The organism is Actinomadura rugatobispora, assembly GCF_055379765.1.
This window is the reverse complement of the sequence record NZ_AP029191.1, coordinates 340,761-359,659: the sequence shown is the minus strand read 5'-3', so window position 1 is coordinate 359,659 and position 18,899 is coordinate 340,761. Positions and strand designations below refer to the sequence as shown.

Genomic DNA, 18,899 nt, shown 5'->3' with positions numbered 1-18,899 from the left:
CGGTTCAGGCGCGTCGTGCGTCGCGCCGCTCCCGCAGCACGGACTCCCAGCGGTCGAGCGAGGCCGAACGGTCGAGCCAGTACTCCGACTCGACGGGCGACGGCCCGGCCACGCCGCGCACCTCCAGCCAGCGTGCGGCGACCTCGGCCAGTCCGGGGTGGCAGTCCTGCTCGCGCACGTGGTCCATGAGGGCCTGCGCCGCCTCCAGGACCTCGGAGTCGGTGCCGTCGACGGCGGCGAGGAAGGTGCGGGCCAGCAGCACCATCCACCGATCGGCGAGCCCGTTGCTGGCGTTCAGCAGCTCCTCGCCCTGCACGATGAGCGCGTGCGGGTCGGCGGCCGGGTGCGTTCCCGTGCGCGCCACGCCCCGCCAGATGTGGGTCTGCGCGATGCCCACGCCCACCTCCAGGGCGCGGTTGACCTGGAGGGCACGGTCGAGGACCGTCTCGGCGTCCAGCGGGCGGCGCAGGGACATCACCATGCCCAGGTGCCGCCAGCCGGTGTCGCGCAGGACACCGCCCTCCTCCAGTTCGGGATCGTCGATCAGGTAGTGGAAGCACTGCTCGGCGGCGGCCAGATCGCCCTGCAGCATGTGGAACTGGCCGAGCAGGTCCAGCGCCTGCGCCCGGTGGAAACCGATCGTGGACGTGCGGTTGGGCAGCGCCCAGGCGAGGAGGCGCCGGCCGTCGCCGCGGATCCAGCTGATCCAGGCCAGGTCCTTCTCCGCGGTCTCCCGCAGGGTGCTCGGCGCGGCGGCGACCTCGGCGGCCAGCTCCTCGGCGTCGCGGTAGCGTCCGACCTCTTCCAGCGCCTTGACGTACCGGTGCTTGATGAAGAGCCGGGCGTACGGGCTGACGCGCGGGTGGGACGCCGCGCGCTCCAGCAGGCGCGCCGAGGCCTCCCGGTCGCCGAGGCTGCGCTGGGCCATGCCCTGGCAGGTGAGGACGAACGCCTCCAGCGGATGCCCCGGGGGGACCGTGAAGGACGAGACGGCCTCCAGCGCCCCGGTGTGGTGGTGCAGCCTCAGCGCGTAGGCCATGTCGTACAGCCAGTCGGGAACCTTGCCGGTCCGGAGCGAGAGGCGCCCGGCGGCGCTGAAGCCCTGGATGAGCCGGGCCGGGTCGGCGGTGGTGGGGTCCTTGACGTCCCCGCGGAGGCGGGCGCGCAGGTCGTCGACCATGCGGTCGGCCGCGACCCGCCATTCGTTCTCCGACCAGGCGTCGTCGGTCTCGGGGTCGTGCTCGCGGACGGCGTCGCGGATGTACTCGTCGACCGACCGCTGGAGCCAGCCCGAGTCCTCGACCTGCACGATCGGCCGCGCCAGGAAGCGCTCGACGGCCGCGTCGCGGACCTCCGGCACCGCCGCCCTCAGCAGTTCGGCGTCGAATCGGTCGACCATGGACGAGGCGCGCAGCAGGGCGCGCTCCTCGAATGTCAGATCACGCATCACGCGAATAACCATTTCCGCGAACGTCCCCCCGAACCCTTCCGGATCGGGCGACTGTCCGCTTGCTGCGAGTTGATCGAAGTATTCCGCCGACAGTTCCAGGTAGAGGGGAACGCCCCCGGACGAGTCGATGATCTTCTGGCGGATGGGTCCGGGGATGGCGGGTTCGCCCTCGTGCGTCAGCCGGAACCGCAGGTAGCCGTCGGCGTCGTCGTCGCTCAGGCCGGACAGCCGCTGCTGCAGTGACGCGAAGGGCGCCGGGGGCGCGACGGCGAGCACCGGCCAGTAGTTGGAACCGCTGTAATGAATGGCTCCATGATGACCGTCGCCCCAGGTCAGGCGGTTCCGGCCGGTGATCACGAACAGGACGTTGGGCATGAGGTACAGGAGCCTGGAGAATTGGTCCTCCAGGCATCCCTGTACCCGTTGCTGGCCGTCCACCCGTTCGAAGGTGTCCATGAAGACAACGGTCTGGAGCGGTTCGCCCTGGTGGTGCTGCGCCAGATCCCAGGAGAGGAGCGCGGGCAGGAAGGGGAGCATGTCGCGGGGCGATTCGGTTTCCAGGACCTCGGCGAAACCCGGGCACTCGGTCAGGAGCCGGTCCCGCCGGATCTTTTCGCGGATCCTGCCGACCAGCAGTCCGGTGGCCTGCCTGGCCAGCCCGGCCAGGGGGACGGGGCCGAGCAGCGCGTTGAGGGACTCGTCGAGTTGGCGCGGCAGTTCCAGCGCGCCGTTGAAACGGCGCAGCGCCGAGTTGCGTTCGAGGACGGCCCGCATCGGCAGGCCGGGATGGCTGCGCTGCCAGTAGACCGTCAGCGCCAGGTCGAAGGCAGGGCAGTGCCCGAGATGCTCGCCCACCGCCGAGCGGATGATGATGACCAGGGTCTCCAGGTCGGTCAGCGCCGGGTCGTCCAGGTTGATCCGGCAGACCGGCCTCCTGGAGGCGGCGTTCTCGTGCTCTCCGTCGCGGAATCGCTTTTCCAGACGCTTCGAGAGAGATGTCTTGCCGATCCCGCCCAGCCCGTAGAAGACGAGGAGGTTCCGCCGCTGCGGCGGTGCGGTGGCCGCGGGGTGCGCGTGGTCGCCCAGCCGGTCGACGGCGGCGTCGAAGGCGTCGATGTGCCGCTTTCGGTTGACGAATACCTCGCTGACCGTGATCGGGGAAGCGCGCCGCTGGTCGAACAGGCGGTCCAACTCCATCCGGGAGCATCCTCCTTGCCGCGTCGGCGCTCGGGAGTGAGGAGAAAGCGGCCGATCCGCGAATGAGACGCGATCCGGGAGCGCGAGGTTCCCTCTGAGAGCGAGGGGGCGGCCGCCGGGCATTTCGGCTGGGAGCCTATCCCGGAGTTCACGCCGTGCCGATGCGCGGCCGGTCACGACATTGTCGTGCGGCCGGAATCGGTCAGAATCCCAAGTGGTGTGGATAAGCTCAGGTCAGAGGGGGTGTCCAACGCGCCGCCAGGGGCTGGGGAGGGCGTCCGAGGTTCGGTCGAGCGGACCGGGAATGCCATGTGGGGGCATGGAACGTGGGGATTCGTACAGTGCGGCCGAGTAATACCGGGATCGGACGGTGGGCCGGGTGAAGCCGGAGGGCCGTGCCGATGATTCGATCGTCGTCGTACCGCATACGCATTGGGACCGGGAGTGGTATCTGCCGTTCCAGCGTTTCCGGATCCGGCTCGTATCGATGCTCGACGCGGTCGTCGAACAGATGGAAGGCGATCCGCGCTGGTGCTTCACGCTCGACGGCCAGATGGCGGCGGTCGACGACTATCTGGAGGTCCGTCCCGAGAACCGCGGGCGCGTCGCGGCGCTCGTCCGGGAGGGGCGCCTCGCGGTCGGGCCGTGGCAGATCCTGCACGACGAGTTCCTGTGCTCCGGCGAGACCATCGTCCGCAACCTGCGGCTCGGCCTGAGCCGGGCCGAGGAGTTCGGCGCGGCGATGGCGGTGGGCTACCTGCCCGACCAGTTCGGCCACTGCGCGCAGACGCCGCAGATCCTCCTGCAGGCGGGGATCGCGCACGCGTGCGTGTGGCGGGGCGTCCCGGCGCGCGTGCGGAACCACGCCTTCGCCTGGGAGGCGCCCGACGGCTCGGTCGTCCGCGCCGTGTACCTTCCCGAAGGCGGTTACGTGAACGCGGCCTGGATGTTCGGCCGCGACGTGGTCCAGGACGAGCCCGTGCCGCGGGGCGGGGCCGGCCCGCCGCTCTACCGGAAGGCGGCCGAGTTCGTCCGGCGGATGCGGCCGTGGCGGCCCGAGGGCGGCGCGCTGCTGGCGATGTACGGCGCCGACCACACCGCGCCGGCCGGCGACCTGGCCGACCGGATCGCCGAGGCCGGGCTGCCGATGCGGATGGACACCCTCGCCGGGTACTTCGCCGCCGAGCCGACCTCCGTGGACGGGCTCACCCGCGTGCGGGGCGAGCTGCGGTCGCACGCGCGCGCCAACCTCCTGCCCGGGGTGATCTCGGCCCGCGTGCACCTCAAGCAGGCGCTGAGCCGCGCCGAGCGCCTGGTCGAACGGCAGGCCGAGCCGCTGGCCGCGCTCTGGCACACCGGCCCCGCGCGGCGCTTCCTCGACCTGGCCTGGCGCCGGATCATCGAGGCCGCCTGCCACGACTCGGTCACCGGCTGCGGGAGCGACGAGACCGCCGAGCAGGTCGCGGCGCGCACGGCCGAGGCCGAGCAGCTCGGGCGCGCGGTCTGCGACCTGGTCACCGCCGAGTGCGCCGCCGCCGTCCCCGTCGACGGGTATGTGGTGTTCAACCCCAGCCCGTGGCCCCGTACCGGCCTGGTCACGCTGGACGTGCCCGCCGCCGCCCCCGGCGACCGGGCCGGTTCCGGCGGCCCCGCGCTGCGCACGGCGGACGGGCGGCGCGTCCCGGCGCAGATCCTGGAGAAGGCGCCGACCGTGCTGGACGACGCAGTGCACCCCGCCCGCGACCTCCCGCTCGTCCTCGAACGGATCTCCGGGAACACGCTGTTCGGCCAGGAGATCCGCGACTGGACGGTGTCGGCCGCGGACCGCACGCTGACCTTCCAGGTGACGCGGCGCGCCGAGACCCGCTTCGACCTCGCCGCCCTCAAGGAGCGGCTGCGCGACGCGGACGGGGCGTGGCGCGTGCGGATCCTCGCCGACCCGCGCTGCACGGTGGCCGCCCTCGTCGAGACGCCGCCGCTGGGGCTCACCAGCGTCGCTCCGGCCGCGCGAGGGGAGATGGCGCCGCCGTTCGACACGCCCGTCCAGGCCGAGACGGGCGCCGCGACGGTGACACCACCGGGCCTGGGCACGGCACCGGGGTCGAGGCCGGGGCCCGCGGGCGCCGGGGTCGCGCTCGACAACGGGCTGCTGCGCGTCGAGGCGCGCGCGGACGGCACCCTGACGCTGCGGACCGCGAGCGGCGAGGTGATCGAGGGCCTCGGACGCGTCGTGGACGGCGGCGACCTCGGCGACACCTACAACCACGCCCCGCCGCCCCGCCGCGACCGGCTCGTCGACACCCCCGCCTCGGTGCGCGTCGACCCGGTGTGGCCCGGGCCGCTGGTGGGGGCGTTCGACGTCGTGCGGACCTACGGCTGGCCGGTCGCGGGCGACGTCCGGCGAGGCACCCGCGCCGAGGCCGAAAAGGACGTGGTCGTCACCACCCGGGCCGAGCTGCGGGCGGGCGAGCCGTACCTGCGCCTGTGGGTGACCTTCGACAACCCCTGCGACGACCACCGGGTGCGCCTGCACCTGCCGCTGCCGAGGGCGGCGCGCTCGTCGTTCGCCGAGGGGCAGTTCGCGGTCGTCGAACGCGGCCTCACCGCCGAGGGCGGCTTCGGGGAGCGCCCGGTGCCCACCTTCCCCGCCTCCGGGTTCGTGGCGGCGGGCGGGCTGGCCGTGCTGCTGGAGCACGTCACCGAGTACGAACTGGTGGGCGAGGGGCGCGAGCTGGCGCTGACGCTGCTGCGCTCGGTCGGGCACCTGTCCCGCCACCGCAACCCCTACCGCGACCAGCCCGCGGGCCCCCAGCTCGCCACGCCGCGGGCGCAGTGCCGGGGCGAACGGACCGTCGGCCTGGCGATCATGCTCTACCGCGCGCCGGACGGCGAAGGCCCCGGCCACGAGGTGCAGGCGGCGGCCGAGACCTACCGCCACGACCTGCTCGCGGCGCCCGGCTACGGCCCGCGCTCCGCACCGCTGCCGCCGCCGGTCGCGGGCCCGGAGATCGGCGGGCGCGGCGTGGTGATGACCAGCCTGCGCGAGGTAGGCGACGGGCTGGAGGTACGCCTCGTCGCCCAGCGGGCGACGGGCACGACGGCGTTCCTCAGAGGAGGGTTCGGCGAGGCGGCCAGGGTCGACCTGCGCGGCCGCCTCACGGCGCCGCTGGAGGTCGGCCCCGGCGGCACCGTCACCCTTCCCCTGCGGCCCTGGGAGATCGCGACCGTGCTGCTGCGCCGCTGACCGTCCGGCGTCACTCGTCCCGCGCGGGCCTGGCGGGCAGGCCCAGCCGGGCGCGCGAACCCGCGAGCACGGGGCCGTCCTGGCGGCGCCGCGCCTCCCGCCTCCCGGCCGGCGGCCCGGTGGGCCCGCCGGCCCGTCCGCGGGGGCCGGGAACGCGCTCGTCGCTCTCGTCGCCCGCGCCGGCCGCCGCGCCGGCGGCCATCGCCGCACCGACGATGCCCGCGTTGTTGACCAGCGCCGCCGGCACGATCGGCGCCCGCACCCCGCTGATCAGCGGCAGGAACCGGTCGGCCTTGCGGCTCACCCCGCCCCCCACGATGATCAGCGACGGCGCGATCAGCGCCTCCATCCGGGACAGGTACTCCGACAGCTTCGCGGCCCACTTCTCCCAGCTCAACCCGTGGTCCGTGCGGACCCGCGCGGCCGCCCGCGCCTCACCGTCCTTGCCCCGGATCTCCAGATGCCCGAACTCGGTGTTGGGCACCAGCACGCCCTCGGTGAACAGCGCGCTGCCGATCCCGGTGCCGAGGGTGAGCACCACGACCGTGCCGCCCCGGCCCTTCCCCGCGCCATGGCCCATCTCGGCGATGCCCGCGGCGTCCGCGTCGTTCAGCAGCGTCACGGGCACCCCGGTGGCGTCGCGGAACAGCGTCCCGGCGTCCAGCCCGATCCACTTCTTCGACACGTTGGCGGCCGACCGCGTCTCCCCGTCGACCACCACGCCCGGGAAGGTCACGCCGACGGGCCCCGTCCAGCCGAAGTTCCGGACGATCTGCCCCACGACCTCCGCGACCGGCTCGGGATGGGCGTGCCGCGGGGTGTCGATCCGCAGCCGTTCGGTGGTCAGCGCCCCGGTGGCGGGGTCGACCGGCGCGCCCTTGATCCCCGAGCCGCCGATGTCGATGCCGAGGACCGGGACGTCCGTGATCGTGCTCAAGCTGCCCATGCCTTACCAGTGCCCGCCGGGACGGCGCTTAAAGGGGCGTCCAGGGAAGATCGTCCTGGCGGGCCGGGGCGCTCAGCCCTCGACGGCCTTCAGCCCGATCACCCCCACCAGGATCAGGGCCAGGCAGAGGACGCGCGCCGGCGACGCGCTCTCGCCCAGGGCGACGATCCCGGTGACCGCCACGCCGAGCGAGCCCAGACCCACCCACACCGCGTACGCGGTGCCGACGGGCAGGTCCCGCAGCGCCACCGTCAGCACCACCACGCTCAGCAGGCACACCGGCACGCCGACGACGGTCGGCCAGAACCGGGTGAAGCCTTCGGACTGCTTCAGCGCGGTCGCCCACACCAGCTCCATCAGAGCGGCCGCGACCAGCAGAATCCACGGCATTTCAGGCCGTCACGCCGCCGTCGACGGGGATCGCGGCGCCCGTGACGTAGTCCCCGCCGGGCCCCGCCAGGTGCGCGACCATCACGGCGACCTCCTCGGCGCGCCCGTACCGGCCCAGCGCGATGAACTCCTTCTCCTGCTCGGCCTCGGGGGAGTCGGCGGGGTTCATCTCGGTGTCGATCGACCCCGGCTGGACCAGGTTGGCGGTGATGCCGCGCGGGCCCAGGTCGCGGGCCAGCCCGCGGGTGAGGCCGAGCAGCGCCGCCTTGCTCGTCGAGTACAGCGTCCAGCCCCCGTACGGCACCCGCTCGGCCAGCGAACTGCCGATGCTGACGATCCGCCCGCCCGCGCCCAGATGCCGGGCGGCGGCCTGGGACGCGACGAACACGGCCCGCACGTGGATGTTCAGGGCCCGGTCGACCTCCTCGGCCGTGACGTCCTCCAGGGGGCCGAACGGGGCGATCCCGGCGTTGTTGACGAGGATGTCGAGCCCGCCGAACTCCTCCGCGGTGCCGTCCACGCCCGCCACGACCGCGTCCGGATCGGCGGCGTCGGCCCGCAGGGCGATCGTGCGTCGGCCGCCCGCCTCGATCTCGTCCACCACCTTCCGGGCGCGGTCGGCCGCGTGCACGTAGGTGATCGCGACGTCGGCCCCGTCCCGGGCCAGGCGCAGCGCGATCGCGGCACCGATACCGCGCCCGCCCCCGGTCACCAGGGCCTTCTTCCCCTCCAGCGGCCTGTCCATCCCATCGCCCCTCTCTAATCGGAGAGTTCTCCGCTTCTGTGCCCCACACGCTAAGCGGAGGACTCTCCGGATGCAAGCCCGGACCGGAGGGCTCTCCGGTTCGATAGGCTCCCGACCGGGAAGAAGGAGCCCGGAAGAGGTGCCCGGTGAGCGACGAACGCGCGGCCGCGCGGCGCGGCGGACGAACCCCCGACTCAGACGAGCGGCCACGGTCCGAAGACGCCGGCCCCCTGCCCCTCACCAGCGACCGCGGACACCCTGAGAGCACCGTGAGCAAGGGCGAACGGGCGGGGCGCGTCGAACGGGCCGACGCCGCTCAGAACCGCCGGAAGATCCTCGCCGCCGCGGCCGACCTGCTGGCCTCGCGCGGCGTCGAGGCGCTGTCCATGGACGAGGTCGCCCGAGTCGCCGGCGTGGGCGTCGGTACGGTCTACCGGCGCTTCCACGACCGCGCCGGCCTCGTGTACGCCGTCGTCGACGACCGCGAACGCGAATTCCAGGAGAGCTTCCTCCAGGGCCCGCCGCCGCTGGGCCCGGGCGGCCCCGGAACACCGGACGCGCCCCCCGCCGAACGGATACGCGCCTTCCTGCACGCCCTCGCCGACCGTACCGAGGCCCAGTCCGAACTCCTGGAGATGGCCGAGATGGACTCGGCCGACGCGCGCTTCCGCGACGGCTGGTACGCCCTCTACCAGAGCCACCTGGCCACGCTCATCGGCCGGATCCGGCCCGGTGCCGACGCCCCGTACCTGGCGGACGCCCTGCTCGCCCCCCTGGCGGCCAACCTCTTCCGCTACCAGCGCCACGTCCGGGGCATGCCGCTGGAGCGCATCAAGGCGGGCCTGGACGCGCTCCTGGACGGGATCCGGGAACCGGGCTGACGGATTCGTGGCCTGGAGACCCTTATGAGATCCCCTCATATCCGGTCAGACTGGGATCCGTGAGCGATTTCGATCTTCTCGTGCTCGGATCGGGACCCGGCGGCCAGCGGGCGGCCATCGCCGCCGCCAAGCTGGGCCGCCGGGTGGCCGTCGTCGACCGCCGCAACATGATCGGCGGGGTCTGCATCAACACCGGGACGATCCCGTCCAAGACCCTGCGCGAGGCCGTCCTCTACCTGACCGGCCTCAACCAGCGCGAGCTGTACGGCCAGAGCTACCGGGTCAAGGAGGACATCACCGTCGCCGACCTCGGGATGCGCACCCAGCACGTGATCGGCCGGGAGGTCGACGTCATCCGCAGCCAGCTCGCCCGCAACCGGGTCACCGTGCTGCCCGGCACCGGCCGCTTCCTGGAGCCCAACGCGGTCGGCATCGGCGACGGCGGGGACCACGACCGCGAGCAGAAGGTCACGGCGGACCGGATCGTGATCGCCACCGGCACCCGCCCGGCCCGTCCCGACACCGTCGAGTTCGACGACCGCACGGTCATCGACTCCGACGGGATCATCAACATGGACCGCATCCCCGAGACCATGGTCGTGGTCGGCGCCGGGGTGATCGGCATCGAGTACGCCTCGATGTTCGCCGCCCTCGGCACCAAGGTCACCGTGGTCGAACGGCGCGAGCGGATGCTGGAGTTCTGCGACCTGGAGATCGTCGAGGCGCTCAAGTACCACCTGCGCGACCTGGCCGTCACCTTCCGCTTCCGCGAGACCGTGTCCTCGGTCGAGCGGATGCCGCAGGGCGCGATCACCGTCCTGGAGAGCGGCAAGCGGATCCCCGCCGACACCGTCATGTACTCGGCCGGCCGGCAGGGGATGACCGACGAGCTCGGACTGGAGGCCGCCGGGCTCGCCGCCGACCACCGCGGCCGGATCAAGGTGGACGAGCACTACCGCACCGAGGTCCCGCACATCTACGCGGTCGGGGACGTGATCGGGTTCCCGTCGCTGGCCGCGACCTCGATGGAGCAGGGCCGGCTGGCCGCCCACCACGCCTGCGGCGAGCCCGTGCACGCGATGGACGAGCTGCAGCCCATCGGGATCTACACGATCCCGGAGATCAGCTTCGTGGGCCGTACCGAGGACGAGCTGACCGAGGCCAAGGTGCCCTTCGAGGTGGGCGTCTCCCGCTACCGGGAGCTGGCCCGCGGCCAGATCATCGGAGATTCCTACGGCATGCTGAAGCTGCTGGTCTCACCGGAGGACCGGCGGCTGCTGGGAGTGCACGTCTTCGGTACCGGGGCCACCGAGCTGGTCCATATCGGGCAGACCGTCATGGGCTGCGGCGGAACGGTCGACTACCTGGTCAACGCCGTCTTCAACTACCCCACGCTCGCCGAGTCCTACAAGGTCGCGGCGCTGGACGCGATGAACAAGATGCGGCACATCGCCCGGCTGGGCGGATGACTCAGGACGGCCAGAGGATGTTCTCCAGCTCGGCGTCGATGTCGATGTACTCCGTCTCCCGCCCGGCCGGCACCACCTCGTAGGTGCGGTGCAGGAAGTCGGCCAGGGGGGACAGGGGGGCTTCGAAGAGTGCGTTCCCGAAGGGGGACGACAGCGCGATGTGCAGCGTGTCGTCATCGGGCCCCCCGGGCCACACCTCCACGTCGCCGTCCCCGACCTTGCGCACGATGCCGACGGTGAGCAGCTCACGAGCGAAAATCCACTCCACCGGCTCGTCCTCGCCAACGTAGAAGGCCATCCGGATGGCGTACGGATCGTCGGCCGCGTACTCCAGGCCTGCGAGCAGGGGGACGGTCGTGCGGTCAGGGACGACGAGACGAAGGCCCAGCTCTGCTGAGACGGTGGTGCTGCTGTTCATGGCCACTTTCCTTCAGACGTCGGTCCCGCTGGCGCGCGGGCGTTCCGATGGGCTCACTCCCACCCACGGACATCCCCGCGATCTATGACGGCTAACTGCGCGAACACGAGGGAACATTCCAGCCCCGGCGCCCTGTGTGACCTATCTCACAACCTGAAAAAGTACTCCTGACCTGGGCAAAAACGGACCAAACGCCTGTGTGGCGGGGCTTGACGCCGCTCAACATGTGTGACGATCGGGAGGGCCTGGATAGTTGCCCGATCGGCGTGGGCGGCCCGAAGCGGCCAGGCCCGTGGCTTACAGTAAAACCGTGGCGATTAACCATGAAAACGAGGTCCCGGCCGCCCCGGCCGAGGTCCCGGCTCCGCCCGTCGCCGGGGAGCCGAGGATGTACCTGAGGTTCCGCGAGTACGTCCGGCGGAACGCGCTGCTCAACACCACCTGGCGAATCGGCGTCTTCACCGTCGGCGCGACCGTCCTGGTCGGCGGCCTGGTCATGATGGTCGCCCCCGGCCCCGGCATCCTCGGCATCATCGTCGGCCTGGCCATCCTCGCCACCGAGTTCGCCTGGGCCCAGCGCGCCCTGCACCGCGCCAAGCAGGCCGCCGAGAAGGCCAAGGAGAAGGCCCTCGACCCCCGCGCCAAGCGCCGCAACACCATCCTCGCCGTCATCGGCGGCATTCTCGCCGGCGCCGCCGTGATCGCCTACCTCGTCGTCTACGACTTCACCCTGCCGTGGGACATCCGGGACTACAGCCCGTGGAACTGACCGGCACCGCGCTCGATGCGCGAACGACCCCCGGAATGCGCTAGAGTCATCGACGTCGGAACGCCGCAGGGCGGACCGCCAGGGCGATTAGCTCAGTGGGAGAGCGCTTCGTTCACACCGAAGAGGTCACTGGTTCGAACCCAGTATCGCCCACCCCCACGCCACAGGCCCTCCCGCACACTCGCGGCAGGGCCTGAGTGATCAACTGGGAGAAATTCGGGAGATCATCTTTCTCCCATCCCCATGAGGTCACCTAGAGTCGACCCTCGATCGTCACTCTCTGTAAAGACGATCAAGGTGGGCGACCCGTCAGGATCACCCACCCCGATCTCAGCGGTTCACGCGCTCACGGCACGCGCTGAAGGTCGCGCACCCTTCTGAGCACTGGCCAGGGGTTCGTTGAGGATCGGCACGGGGGAGGACGGGCCAAATCTGAGGCGCTCGAGCAGCGAGGTCCTGGAGGATCTCGGGAATGGCGTCCTCGGCCATCCACGTCTTGTGGCCGTGGCGCAACCCGTGCGGAGTGAGGCCGTCCAGCAGAGGCAGCCCAGGGACCCCACCGCCCACGCAGCACGCTAGGCCATCTTCGGCTGGGCCACCCGCTACAACACCCGCCGCAGGCACTCCCGCCTCGGACAACTCTCACCGATCGACTACGCGAGAAGCACCGGTGGCCTGCTCGCTGCCGCCTGAAAACGGTGTCCACATTCCGGGGGGAAGCCCCGAGATCCTCGGCAACGCCACCGACACCCACGGGGTGACGCCGGTGCACTTCGCCCTGTTTGACCTGCTGGGGTTGCAGCTGTCGCCGCGGATCCGGGACCTGGGCGAGATCAGCCTGTACCGGACCGGCCCGGCAAGTGTGCGCGGCGTTCCCACTGGCGGGGCCGCTGCTGACCCCGGCGCGTCAACACCGAGCTGATCGGAGCGCACTGGGACGATGTGCTGCGGCTGGCGGGGTCGCTGAAGTTCGGGCACGCCACGCCTCGCTGCTGGTCGGCAAGCTGTCGGCGGCGGGGCGGCAGAACGCGCTGGCGGCGGCGCTGAAGGAGTACGGGGCGCTGCGCCGCACGGTCTACGCCGCCCGTACCTGTCGGATGCGGCCTACCGGCGCATGATCTCCCGGGGGCTCACAAGGGCGAGTCGCTGCACGCGCTGAAGCGAGATGTGCTGTACGGCCACGAGGGCGCGGTGCGCGCCCGGCACCTGGAGCAGCAAACCGAGCATGCCTGACGCTGGTCACTAACGCGGTGGTGACCCGTTATCCGGGGTGGGAGGAGGCCGTCTGCAACGCGGCATGAACGGGCTTTTCGGGAGGTGTTGCCGTTCGCTGCGTAGGGGTTATCTGTGGTCCTTACGCTACCGGCCGTGACGACAGTGACGGGTGGGATGTGCCGGGCGCAGCGGCTGGTGCTGCCGGGCGGGGAGCGTACGTGGACGGTGCTGGGCCGCGACTGTCGGCCGGTCGCCTCGGCTGAGGAGTACCTGGAGTATCTGCGGGTGCAGCGGTGCTCGCCGAACACCGTGAAGTCCTACGCGCGGGCGCTGGCGTTGTGGTGGGAGTACCTGGAGCAGTACGGACTGAGCTGGGACGCGGTGACGCTGGAGGACTTCGGTGGGTTCTTGAGCTGGCTGCGGACCGGGGAGGGCCCACAGGTCGCCTCGATCGAGCCGCGCACGTCCAGGTTCGCCGAGTCGACCATCTCGGTGCGATTGCGGGCGGTGACGTCGTACTACGGCTACCACCAGCTCAACGGTGTCGAGGTCGGCGAGGATCTGCACCGGATCGTGCACGGCCGGGGCGGGAGTTACAAGCCGCTGTTGGAGCACATCGCACGGCGCAAGGGCCGTCGGCAGGCCGTGATCCGGGTCCGCCAGCCCCGGGCGGCGGCCCCGCCCACGTTGACGCCGCGGCAGATCGAGCGGATCTGCGAGGTCTGCGCGAGGTGGGACGATGAGGCCCGCGAGTGGAGGGGCTCGGTACGCAACCGGCTGCTGTGGTCCCTGCTTGCCGAGTCCGGGCTGCGGCTGGGTGAGGCGCTGGGGTTGCAGCATCGCGACTGGTGCACTGGTCGAGGAGACACTCCGTTCATCGAGATCGTGCCTCGCGAGAACGAGCACGGGGTGCGGGCCAAGAGCGGGTACCGACGGCTCTACATCTCCGACGAGGTCGACCGGCTCTACGGCGAGTACGTGTGGCAGCTGTGCGAGGCAGGCGCTGACCTGGCTATCGAGGACTTCGACGCCTCCCACGTGTTCGTCAACCTTGGCCGCGAGCCCCGCTTCGCCCCGTGGAAGCCCGACAGCGTCTATGACCTGGTGGACCGGCTGCGCCGGGAGCTCGCCGGCCAGGTCCCCGAGGGGTGGACGCCGCACTGGTTCCGTCACTCGCACGCGACCGCCCTGCTGCTTTCGGGGGTTCCGGTGCACGTCGTCAGCCGTCGGCTCGGGCACGCGGACGTTCAGACGACCTTGAGCACATACGCGCACGTCACCGAGGACGCCGAGCTGAGGGCGGTCGCGGACTGGGCCAAGCTCACCGCCGGCTGGCGGGCCGCCCAGGACGCGAGTCAGATCGGGCGGTGCTGATGGGGTCCAAGCAGTTGCTGGAGACCATGCGCGATGACTCCGGCTGCTACGAACCCGGGGTCCTGGACGCTCTCTGGGCGGCGGTCCCCGCGCAGTTCCGCACGGTGAAGCTGAGCTCGGCCGACCTTTCCGGCCAGGACATGGCGGTGTTCAGTCTCAACACCAACGCCCGCGGGTTCCGGCTCCGATTCAGCCTCCTGCCAGAACCGATGGATCGTGAGCTGGCTTGGTGCTGCTGGCGGATCATCGAGTTGGGCGGCCGGATCCCGGTCTCGGCGTTGCAGTCCCTGATCCGCTGGCTGGCCAGCACGGTCGAAGACCACCCCGCCTTCCGAGGCTCTCTGATGGAGCAGACGCCTCGGGAGTGGGAACGGGTGGTGGCGGCCACTTACGCACGCCGCAAGGGCGCCCTGCCGGGCAAGAACTGGGTGCTCAACACCACCACGTTGCTGCGGCGCTGTTACCGGTTGCTCTGGACGGCCTATGACCAGCGGCCATGGTGGCGCCGGGAGCAATGGAGCCTCGAGCCGGACCCCCGGATCCCGCGCCGCCCGCACGAGCCGTCCCAAGGCCAGAGTCTGCACTTCCACACGCTGGAGCCGGAATGGCTTCGCGTCGGAGTGCAGTGGTGGTTCAAGGTCTCGCTGGAGACCGGCGCGCTGACCTGGACGAGCCTGCGATCTATCCGCTCGGGGATCGGCGTGTTCTCCACCTGGCTCACCGCGCAGGGGCCGACGCCCCCCTGGCTGAGCGAGGACCCGGCAGGGGTCCGGGTGCTCATGCTCGAGTTCCTCGGCCACGTCCGCACGCTGAAGGCGAGCACCGGCCCCAACCGCGGCAAGCCCCTGTCGGATCTGCGGGTCAACGACATCGCCACCAACGTCGAGCAGTTCTACCTGTTCATGCACGACCAGCGCGACAGCGCCGCGCGGGCCCTGGACGAGCCCGGCTGGCTCCAGCTCGGCCCCCAGCACGCCAAGCTCTGGCGACGGGGCGAGACCCGGCGCACGACGGTCAGCCCAGAGCGCCGCGAGGTCATCGACGACACCGCGTTCTCTCAGATCATGGCCAACCTGCACCTGATCGGCGCCCCATTCGACGAGGGCGGCTTTGCCGACGAGCAGGCGATGCGCATCGTCATGCTGGTGGCCCGGACCGGACGGCGCGTCAGTGAGATCCGCATGCTCGATCGTCAGCCCTTGCTGCCGCTGGACCGGCTCTCCGCCCCTGACGAGGACGATGGTGAGGGGTTCGTCGCCAAGCTGCGCTACCAGCAGACGAAGATCGACGGAGCACCCGACACCATGCTCGTCGACGCTGAGATCGCCGCCATCATCGTTGAACAGCAGCGCTGGGCGGATGAGCACCTCGGGCCACGCTGGGCGCCAGGCGTGACGCCGACCTACCTGTTCCTGGCCGCCAGGATGAACCGCAAAGCCGATCGCCACTACCCCTACGAACGGATCAACGCCCTCCTCAACGAGTTCGCCCAGCGGCTGGACATCCGCGACAGCACCGGACGGCTGGTCGACTTCAACCGCGCCCATCGCTTCCGCCACACCAAGGCCACCAGCCTGCTCAACGCCGGCGTCCCGCTGCATGTCGTCCAGCGATACATGGGACACCTGACGCCCGCCATGACGATGGAGTACGCCGAAACCCTGGCCGAGACCCACGAACGCGAGTTCCTGCGCTACCGGAAGATCACCGCCGACGGCCGTGACCTGCAGGTCGACCCGCGCGATCTCTACGACATGCTGGAGCTGGACAAGCGCACCGACCGGATCCTGCCCAACGGATGGTGCCTGCTGCCGCCCCGGCAAACCTGCGACAAGGGCAACGCCTGCTTGACCTGCGAGAAGTTCACCACCGACGCGAGCTTCCCGCCCGAGCTGAAACTCCAGCAGCAGCGCACCGGCCAGCTCATCGACGAACGCAGCCAGGCGTTCAAGGCCCGCACAGGGCAAGAGATGAGCTGCGACAACGTGTGGTTGGCCGGACGCCTGCAAGAACAGGATGCGCTCGGCCGAATCATCGTCAAGATCGAGCAGACCCGACTCGCGGATGGGACCGTCCAGGCCGTCCGCGGCGCCGGGGTCGCCGCTCGCACCGACGCCATCACCCGCGAGCCGGAGGCGCGATCGTGAGCCGAGGCAACCCCGACAATCTCCGCGCGGCGGCGGCGGCCAAGAGCGCAGCCGCCAAGGCTCGCGCCGAGCAAGGCCTCCGCGACATGATCCGGCGAGGTGACCCCATCACCTTCCGCGGCCTGGCCCAAGCCGCCGGCGTCTCCCTCGACTTCCTCTATCGCAACACAGATCTCCGCCGCCGGGTCGAGCAACTGCGTGACCAGCGGCGAGGAAGGCCACCGGCAGCCCGTCCCCAGGAGATCGACCCTGACCAGCCCAGCAGTGTGGTCCGCACCCTCACCGCCCAACTCGCCGACCTCAAACGCCGTCACCGCGACGAGGTGACCGCGCTCAAGCAGGCCCTGGAGGCCGCACATGGCGAGAACCTCGAACTGCGACGCCGCCTCGGCCCACGAGCCGCCGAATAGGCCAGCGCTTCACTCACAGACGCGACCGCAAGCAATCCACCAGGCAAGACGCCACCAACCAAGATCACAACCCCGGATACGCTCTGGACGACGGAGTACCACGGCTGGCGGTGGCGTCGATGCGCGCGGCCGGGCGCCGTATTGACGACCAGGTGCCGGCCCACATCTTCGGCTCGATCGACGTCGAGGGCGAGCTCGCCCGGCTCGGTCCCACCGGGTACCGGCCCCTGCGGGTGCGCGACACCTTGTTGTGACCTCGTTCCGGGAGCGCTGATGATCACGTGGCGTGGTCGATGATCTGGTCGGCCTCCGAGCAGCGATCGGAGTTGCCGGAAGCGGCAGGGGGCGGGGTGACCTGCGGTCAGCGGGTGCGTGGTGGGGCGGCGCCGGTGCGGGCGAGGGTGCCGGCGATGAGGGTGGCGACGGTCTGCTGGAGGGTGGGGGTGAAGTCCATGCACAGGGCGGCCAGGGCGGGGTCGGCGGCGTAGGCCTGGAGCATGGCGGGTGAGGGTTGCGAGTGGGTCCAGATGGCGCCGGTGACCATGATGGCCTGGGCGCAGACCTGCTGGGCGGCGTCGCCGAGTTCCGGCAGGCGGGTGCGGGTGAGTTCGGTGAGCGCGCTGAGGTTGGCGGCGGCGGCCTTCTTGTAGCGGGCGGCGACGTCGGCCGAGACGTTGTGCTCCAGGACGCCGGCCTGGGCGCTGAACAGGTCGCACAGCACCTGCCGGTCGGCCAGGGAGGTCGCGTACACCGCGGCGAAGTCCTCGGTGCGCCGCCCGACGGGGGCGGCGGGGTCGAGGGCGGCGTCCAGGAGGGCGGGCAGATCGGTGTTCCATTCGGCCCAGGCGCGGTCCAGCAGTTCCAGCAGGATCGCCTCGCGTGATTCGAAGTAGCGCAGCACGTTGGACTTGGCCATGCCCGCCCGGCGGCTGAGCTCGTTGAGCCCGACGCGGGCGATCGGCAGTTCGGTGAGCATCCTGGCGGTGGTGTCGAGGATCGCCTGCCGCCGCTGCTGCCGCTGCTCTTGGCTGCGCGCCCGCTGGAAATCCGCCATGACCCCAGTTTAGCGACCACCGGTCTTTTGACAAGCGACCGCTGGTCTCTTAACGTGGGCGGTGTTCAAGCGACCACCGGTCGCTAAGAGCGTGACGCGTGTCCCTGTGCCGTTGTCGGGGTGGTGGCCGGGTAGCTGCCCAGGTGGGTGATCCACGCACCGCCGATTCGAAAAGAACCGAGGTAAGACATGTCCAAGGTCTGGTTTGTCACCGGAAGCTCCCGCGGCCTGGGCCGCGCGATCGTCACCGCGGCCCTGCAGGCCGGTGACCGGGTGGTCGCCACCGCCCGCAGGCCCGCCCAGCTCGACGACCTGGTCGAGCGCTACGGCGACCGGATCCGCGCCCTCGCCTTGGACGTCACCGACGACGACGCGGTACAGCGCACCGTGCAGGAGGGGTTGAAGGCGTTCGGCCGCTACGACGTGGTGGTCAACAACGCCGGCTACGCCGACCTGGCGTCGGTCGAGGACGTCACCCTGGAGGACTTCCGCGCGCAGATCGACACCAACTTCTACGGCGTCGTCCACGTCAGCAAGGCCGTGACGCCGATCCTGCGCGAGCAGGGCTCGGGGCACATCTTCCAGGTGTCCTCGCTCGGCGGCCGGATCACCTCGGCCGGCCTGACCGCCTACCAGAGCGCCAAATGGGCCGTGGGCGGCTTCTCCCTGGGACTGGCGCAGGAGGTCGCGCCGTTCGGTGTCAAGGTCACCGTCCTGCAGCCGGGCGGGATGCGCACCGACTGGGCCGGGTCCTCGATGAAGGTCCCGCCGGTCAGCGAGCCCTACCAGCAGACCGTCGGGACCTTCGCCGACATGATCCGCAACGCCGACCCCGAGGCCGCCGCCGCCGACTCCGCCGACCCGGCCCGGGTCGCCGAGATCATCGTCGACCTCGCCGGACGCGACGACGCGCCGACCCAGATCCTGCTGGGCCGCGACGCCCTGCAGTACTGGGACCAGGCCGCCCAGGCCCTGGCCGAGTCCGACGCCAGGTGGCGCGGCGTCTCCGAGTCCGCCTGGGGCTGAGCGCCGCAGCGCCGCCACGCCCGTCAGGCCGAAACGGCCCGAGCCGGGCTCACCGGTTGAAGGTGGGGCCGGCTTCGGGTGTGCGATCGGCGCAGAGCCGGACTGCCGGCCTCCAGCATCGGGCCCACCACCCCGCACCTTCTACCCGACCGGAGGAACCGGGC

General features: G+C 71.2%; 17 protein-coding genes and 1 tRNA gene. 12 read left to right on the top strand and 6 right to left on the bottom strand.

Translation table 11 applies throughout. The annotated features are described in order from the left end of the window. Window positions 1–4 precede the first annotated feature (4 nt). The gene (locus tag ACZ466_RS01365; protein ID WP_378280893.1) at window positions 5–2,647 is read right to left on the bottom strand and encodes a hypothetical protein; all 2,643 of its coding nucleotides are present in this window, start codon (window positions 2,645–2,647) and stop codon (window positions 5–7) included. A 370-nt stretch (window positions 2,648–3,017) separates the two neighbouring features. Here ACZ466_RS01365 and ACZ466_RS01360 point away from each other — a divergent pair, with 370 nt between their 5' ends. Then, the gene (locus tag ACZ466_RS01360) at window positions 3,018–5,891 is read left to right on the top strand and encodes a glycoside hydrolase family 38 N-terminal domain-containing protein (protein ID WP_378280894.1); all 2,874 of its coding nucleotides are present in this window, start codon (window positions 3,018–3,020) and stop codon (window positions 5,889–5,891) included. Window positions 5,892–5,901: 10 nt separating this feature from the next. Here ACZ466_RS01360 and ppgK read toward each other — a convergent pair whose 3' ends face one another. The 3 genes from ppgK to ACZ466_RS01345 all read right to left on the bottom strand — a co-directional run bounded on the left by ppgK (window position 5,902) and on the right by ACZ466_RS01345 (window position 7,972). Continuing rightward, a complete protein-coding gene (ppgK, locus tag ACZ466_RS01355) occupies window positions 5,902–6,828 on the bottom strand; it encodes a polyphosphate--glucose phosphotransferase (protein WP_378280895.1) in 927 nt (308 codons plus the stop codon). 81 nt (window positions 6,829–6,909) lie between these two features. Beyond that, on the bottom strand, window positions 6,910–7,227 hold the full coding sequence (locus ACZ466_RS01350) for a DMT family transporter (protein ID WP_378280896.1): 318 nt from the start codon (window positions 7,225–7,227) through the stop codon (window positions 6,910–6,912). 1 nt (window position 7,228) lies between these two features. After that, window positions 7,229–7,972: an SDR family oxidoreductase gene (locus ACZ466_RS01345; protein WP_378280897.1), complete on the bottom strand. Its 744-nt coding sequence runs from the start codon at window positions 7,970–7,972 to the stop codon at window positions 7,229–7,231. Window positions 7,973–8,241: 269 nt separating this feature from the next. Between ACZ466_RS01345 and ACZ466_RS01340 the strand changes: the two genes are divergently transcribed. Together ACZ466_RS01340 and sthA are read left to right on the top strand one after the other, a co-directional pair. After that, window positions 8,242–8,853 carry a TetR/AcrR family transcriptional regulator gene (locus ACZ466_RS01340; protein WP_378280898.1) on the top strand — a complete coding sequence of 204 codons (612 nt, stop codon included), beginning with the start codon at window positions 8,242–8,244 and terminating at the stop codon, window positions 8,851–8,853. A gap of 59 nt (window positions 8,854–8,912) precedes the next feature. Continuing rightward, the gene (gene sthA, locus ACZ466_RS01335) at window positions 8,913–10,322 is read left to right on the top strand and encodes a Si-specific NAD(P)(+) transhydrogenase (RefSeq protein WP_378280899.1); all 1,410 of its coding nucleotides are present in this window, start codon (window positions 8,913–8,915) and stop codon (window positions 10,320–10,322) included. A gap of 1 nt (window position 10,323) precedes the next feature. Here the strand turns inward: sthA and ACZ466_RS01330 are convergent, their stop codons facing one another. Next, a complete protein-coding gene (locus tag ACZ466_RS01330; protein WP_378280900.1) occupies window positions 10,324–10,740 on the bottom strand; it encodes an SsgA family sporulation/cell division regulator in 417 nt (138 codons plus the stop codon). 310 nt (window positions 10,741–11,050) lie between these two features. Here ACZ466_RS01330 and ACZ466_RS01325 point away from each other — a divergent pair, with 310 nt between their 5' ends. From ACZ466_RS01325 to ACZ466_RS01290, 8 genes are all read left to right on the top strand, one after another. Beyond that, the gene (locus ACZ466_RS01325) at window positions 11,051–11,509 is read left to right on the top strand and encodes a PGPGW domain-containing protein (RefSeq protein ID WP_378280901.1); all 459 of its coding nucleotides are present in this window, start codon (window positions 11,051–11,053) and stop codon (window positions 11,507–11,509) included. 81 nt (window positions 11,510–11,590) lie between these two features. Next, window positions 11,591–11,662 (top strand) — tRNA-Val (locus ACZ466_RS01320). Between the two features lie 517 nt (window positions 11,663–12,179). Next, window positions 12,180–12,431, top strand: a complete 252-nt coding sequence (locus tag ACZ466_RS01315; protein ID WP_378280902.1) for a Tn3 family transposase — start codon at window positions 12,180–12,182, stop codon at window positions 12,429–12,431. Then, window positions 12,428–12,556 carry a hypothetical protein gene (locus ACZ466_RS01310; RefSeq protein WP_464044001.1) on the top strand — a complete coding sequence of 43 codons (129 nt, stop codon included), beginning with the start codon at window positions 12,428–12,430 and terminating at the stop codon, window positions 12,554–12,556. Before ACZ466_RS01315 ends, ACZ466_RS01310 begins: the two co-directional genes overlap by 4 nt. A 321-nt stretch (window positions 12,557–12,877) precedes the next feature. Beyond that, on the top strand, window positions 12,878–14,098 hold the full coding sequence (locus ACZ466_RS01305; protein ID WP_378280903.1) for a tyrosine-type recombinase/integrase: 1,221 nt from the start codon (window positions 12,878–12,880) through the stop codon (window positions 14,096–14,098). Then, on the top strand, window positions 14,098–16,245 hold the full coding sequence (locus tag ACZ466_RS01300; protein ID WP_464044000.1) for a tyrosine-type recombinase/integrase: 2,148 nt from the start codon (window positions 14,098–14,100) through the stop codon (window positions 16,243–16,245). Before ACZ466_RS01305 ends, ACZ466_RS01300 begins: the two co-directional genes overlap by 1 nt. Further along, window positions 16,242–16,655: a DUF6262 family protein gene (locus ACZ466_RS01295; protein ID WP_378280905.1), complete on the top strand. Its 414-nt coding sequence runs from the start codon at window positions 16,242–16,244 to the stop codon at window positions 16,653–16,655. Before ACZ466_RS01300 ends, ACZ466_RS01295 begins: the two co-directional genes overlap by 4 nt. A gap of 110 nt (window positions 16,656–16,765) precedes the next feature. After that, window positions 16,766–16,909: a hypothetical protein gene (locus ACZ466_RS01290; RefSeq protein ID WP_378280906.1), complete on the top strand. Its 144-nt coding sequence runs from the start codon at window positions 16,766–16,768 to the stop codon at window positions 16,907–16,909. Between the two features lie 107 nt (window positions 16,910–17,016). Here ACZ466_RS01290 and ACZ466_RS01285 read toward each other — a convergent pair whose 3' ends face one another. Next, window positions 17,017–17,709 (bottom strand): TetR/AcrR family transcriptional regulator, encoded by a 693-nt coding sequence (locus tag ACZ466_RS01285; RefSeq protein ID WP_378280907.1) that lies wholly within the window; start codon window positions 17,707–17,709, stop codon window positions 17,017–17,019. 189 nt (window positions 17,710–17,898) lie between these two features. On the opposite strand from ACZ466_RS01285, the gene ACZ466_RS01280 reads away from it, so the two are divergent. Continuing rightward, window positions 17,899–18,735 carry an SDR family NAD(P)-dependent oxidoreductase gene (locus ACZ466_RS01280; RefSeq protein ID WP_378280908.1) on the top strand — a complete coding sequence of 279 codons (837 nt, stop codon included), beginning with the start codon at window positions 17,899–17,901 and terminating at the stop codon, window positions 18,733–18,735. The last annotated feature ends 164 nt before the right edge of the window (window positions 18,736–18,899 follow it).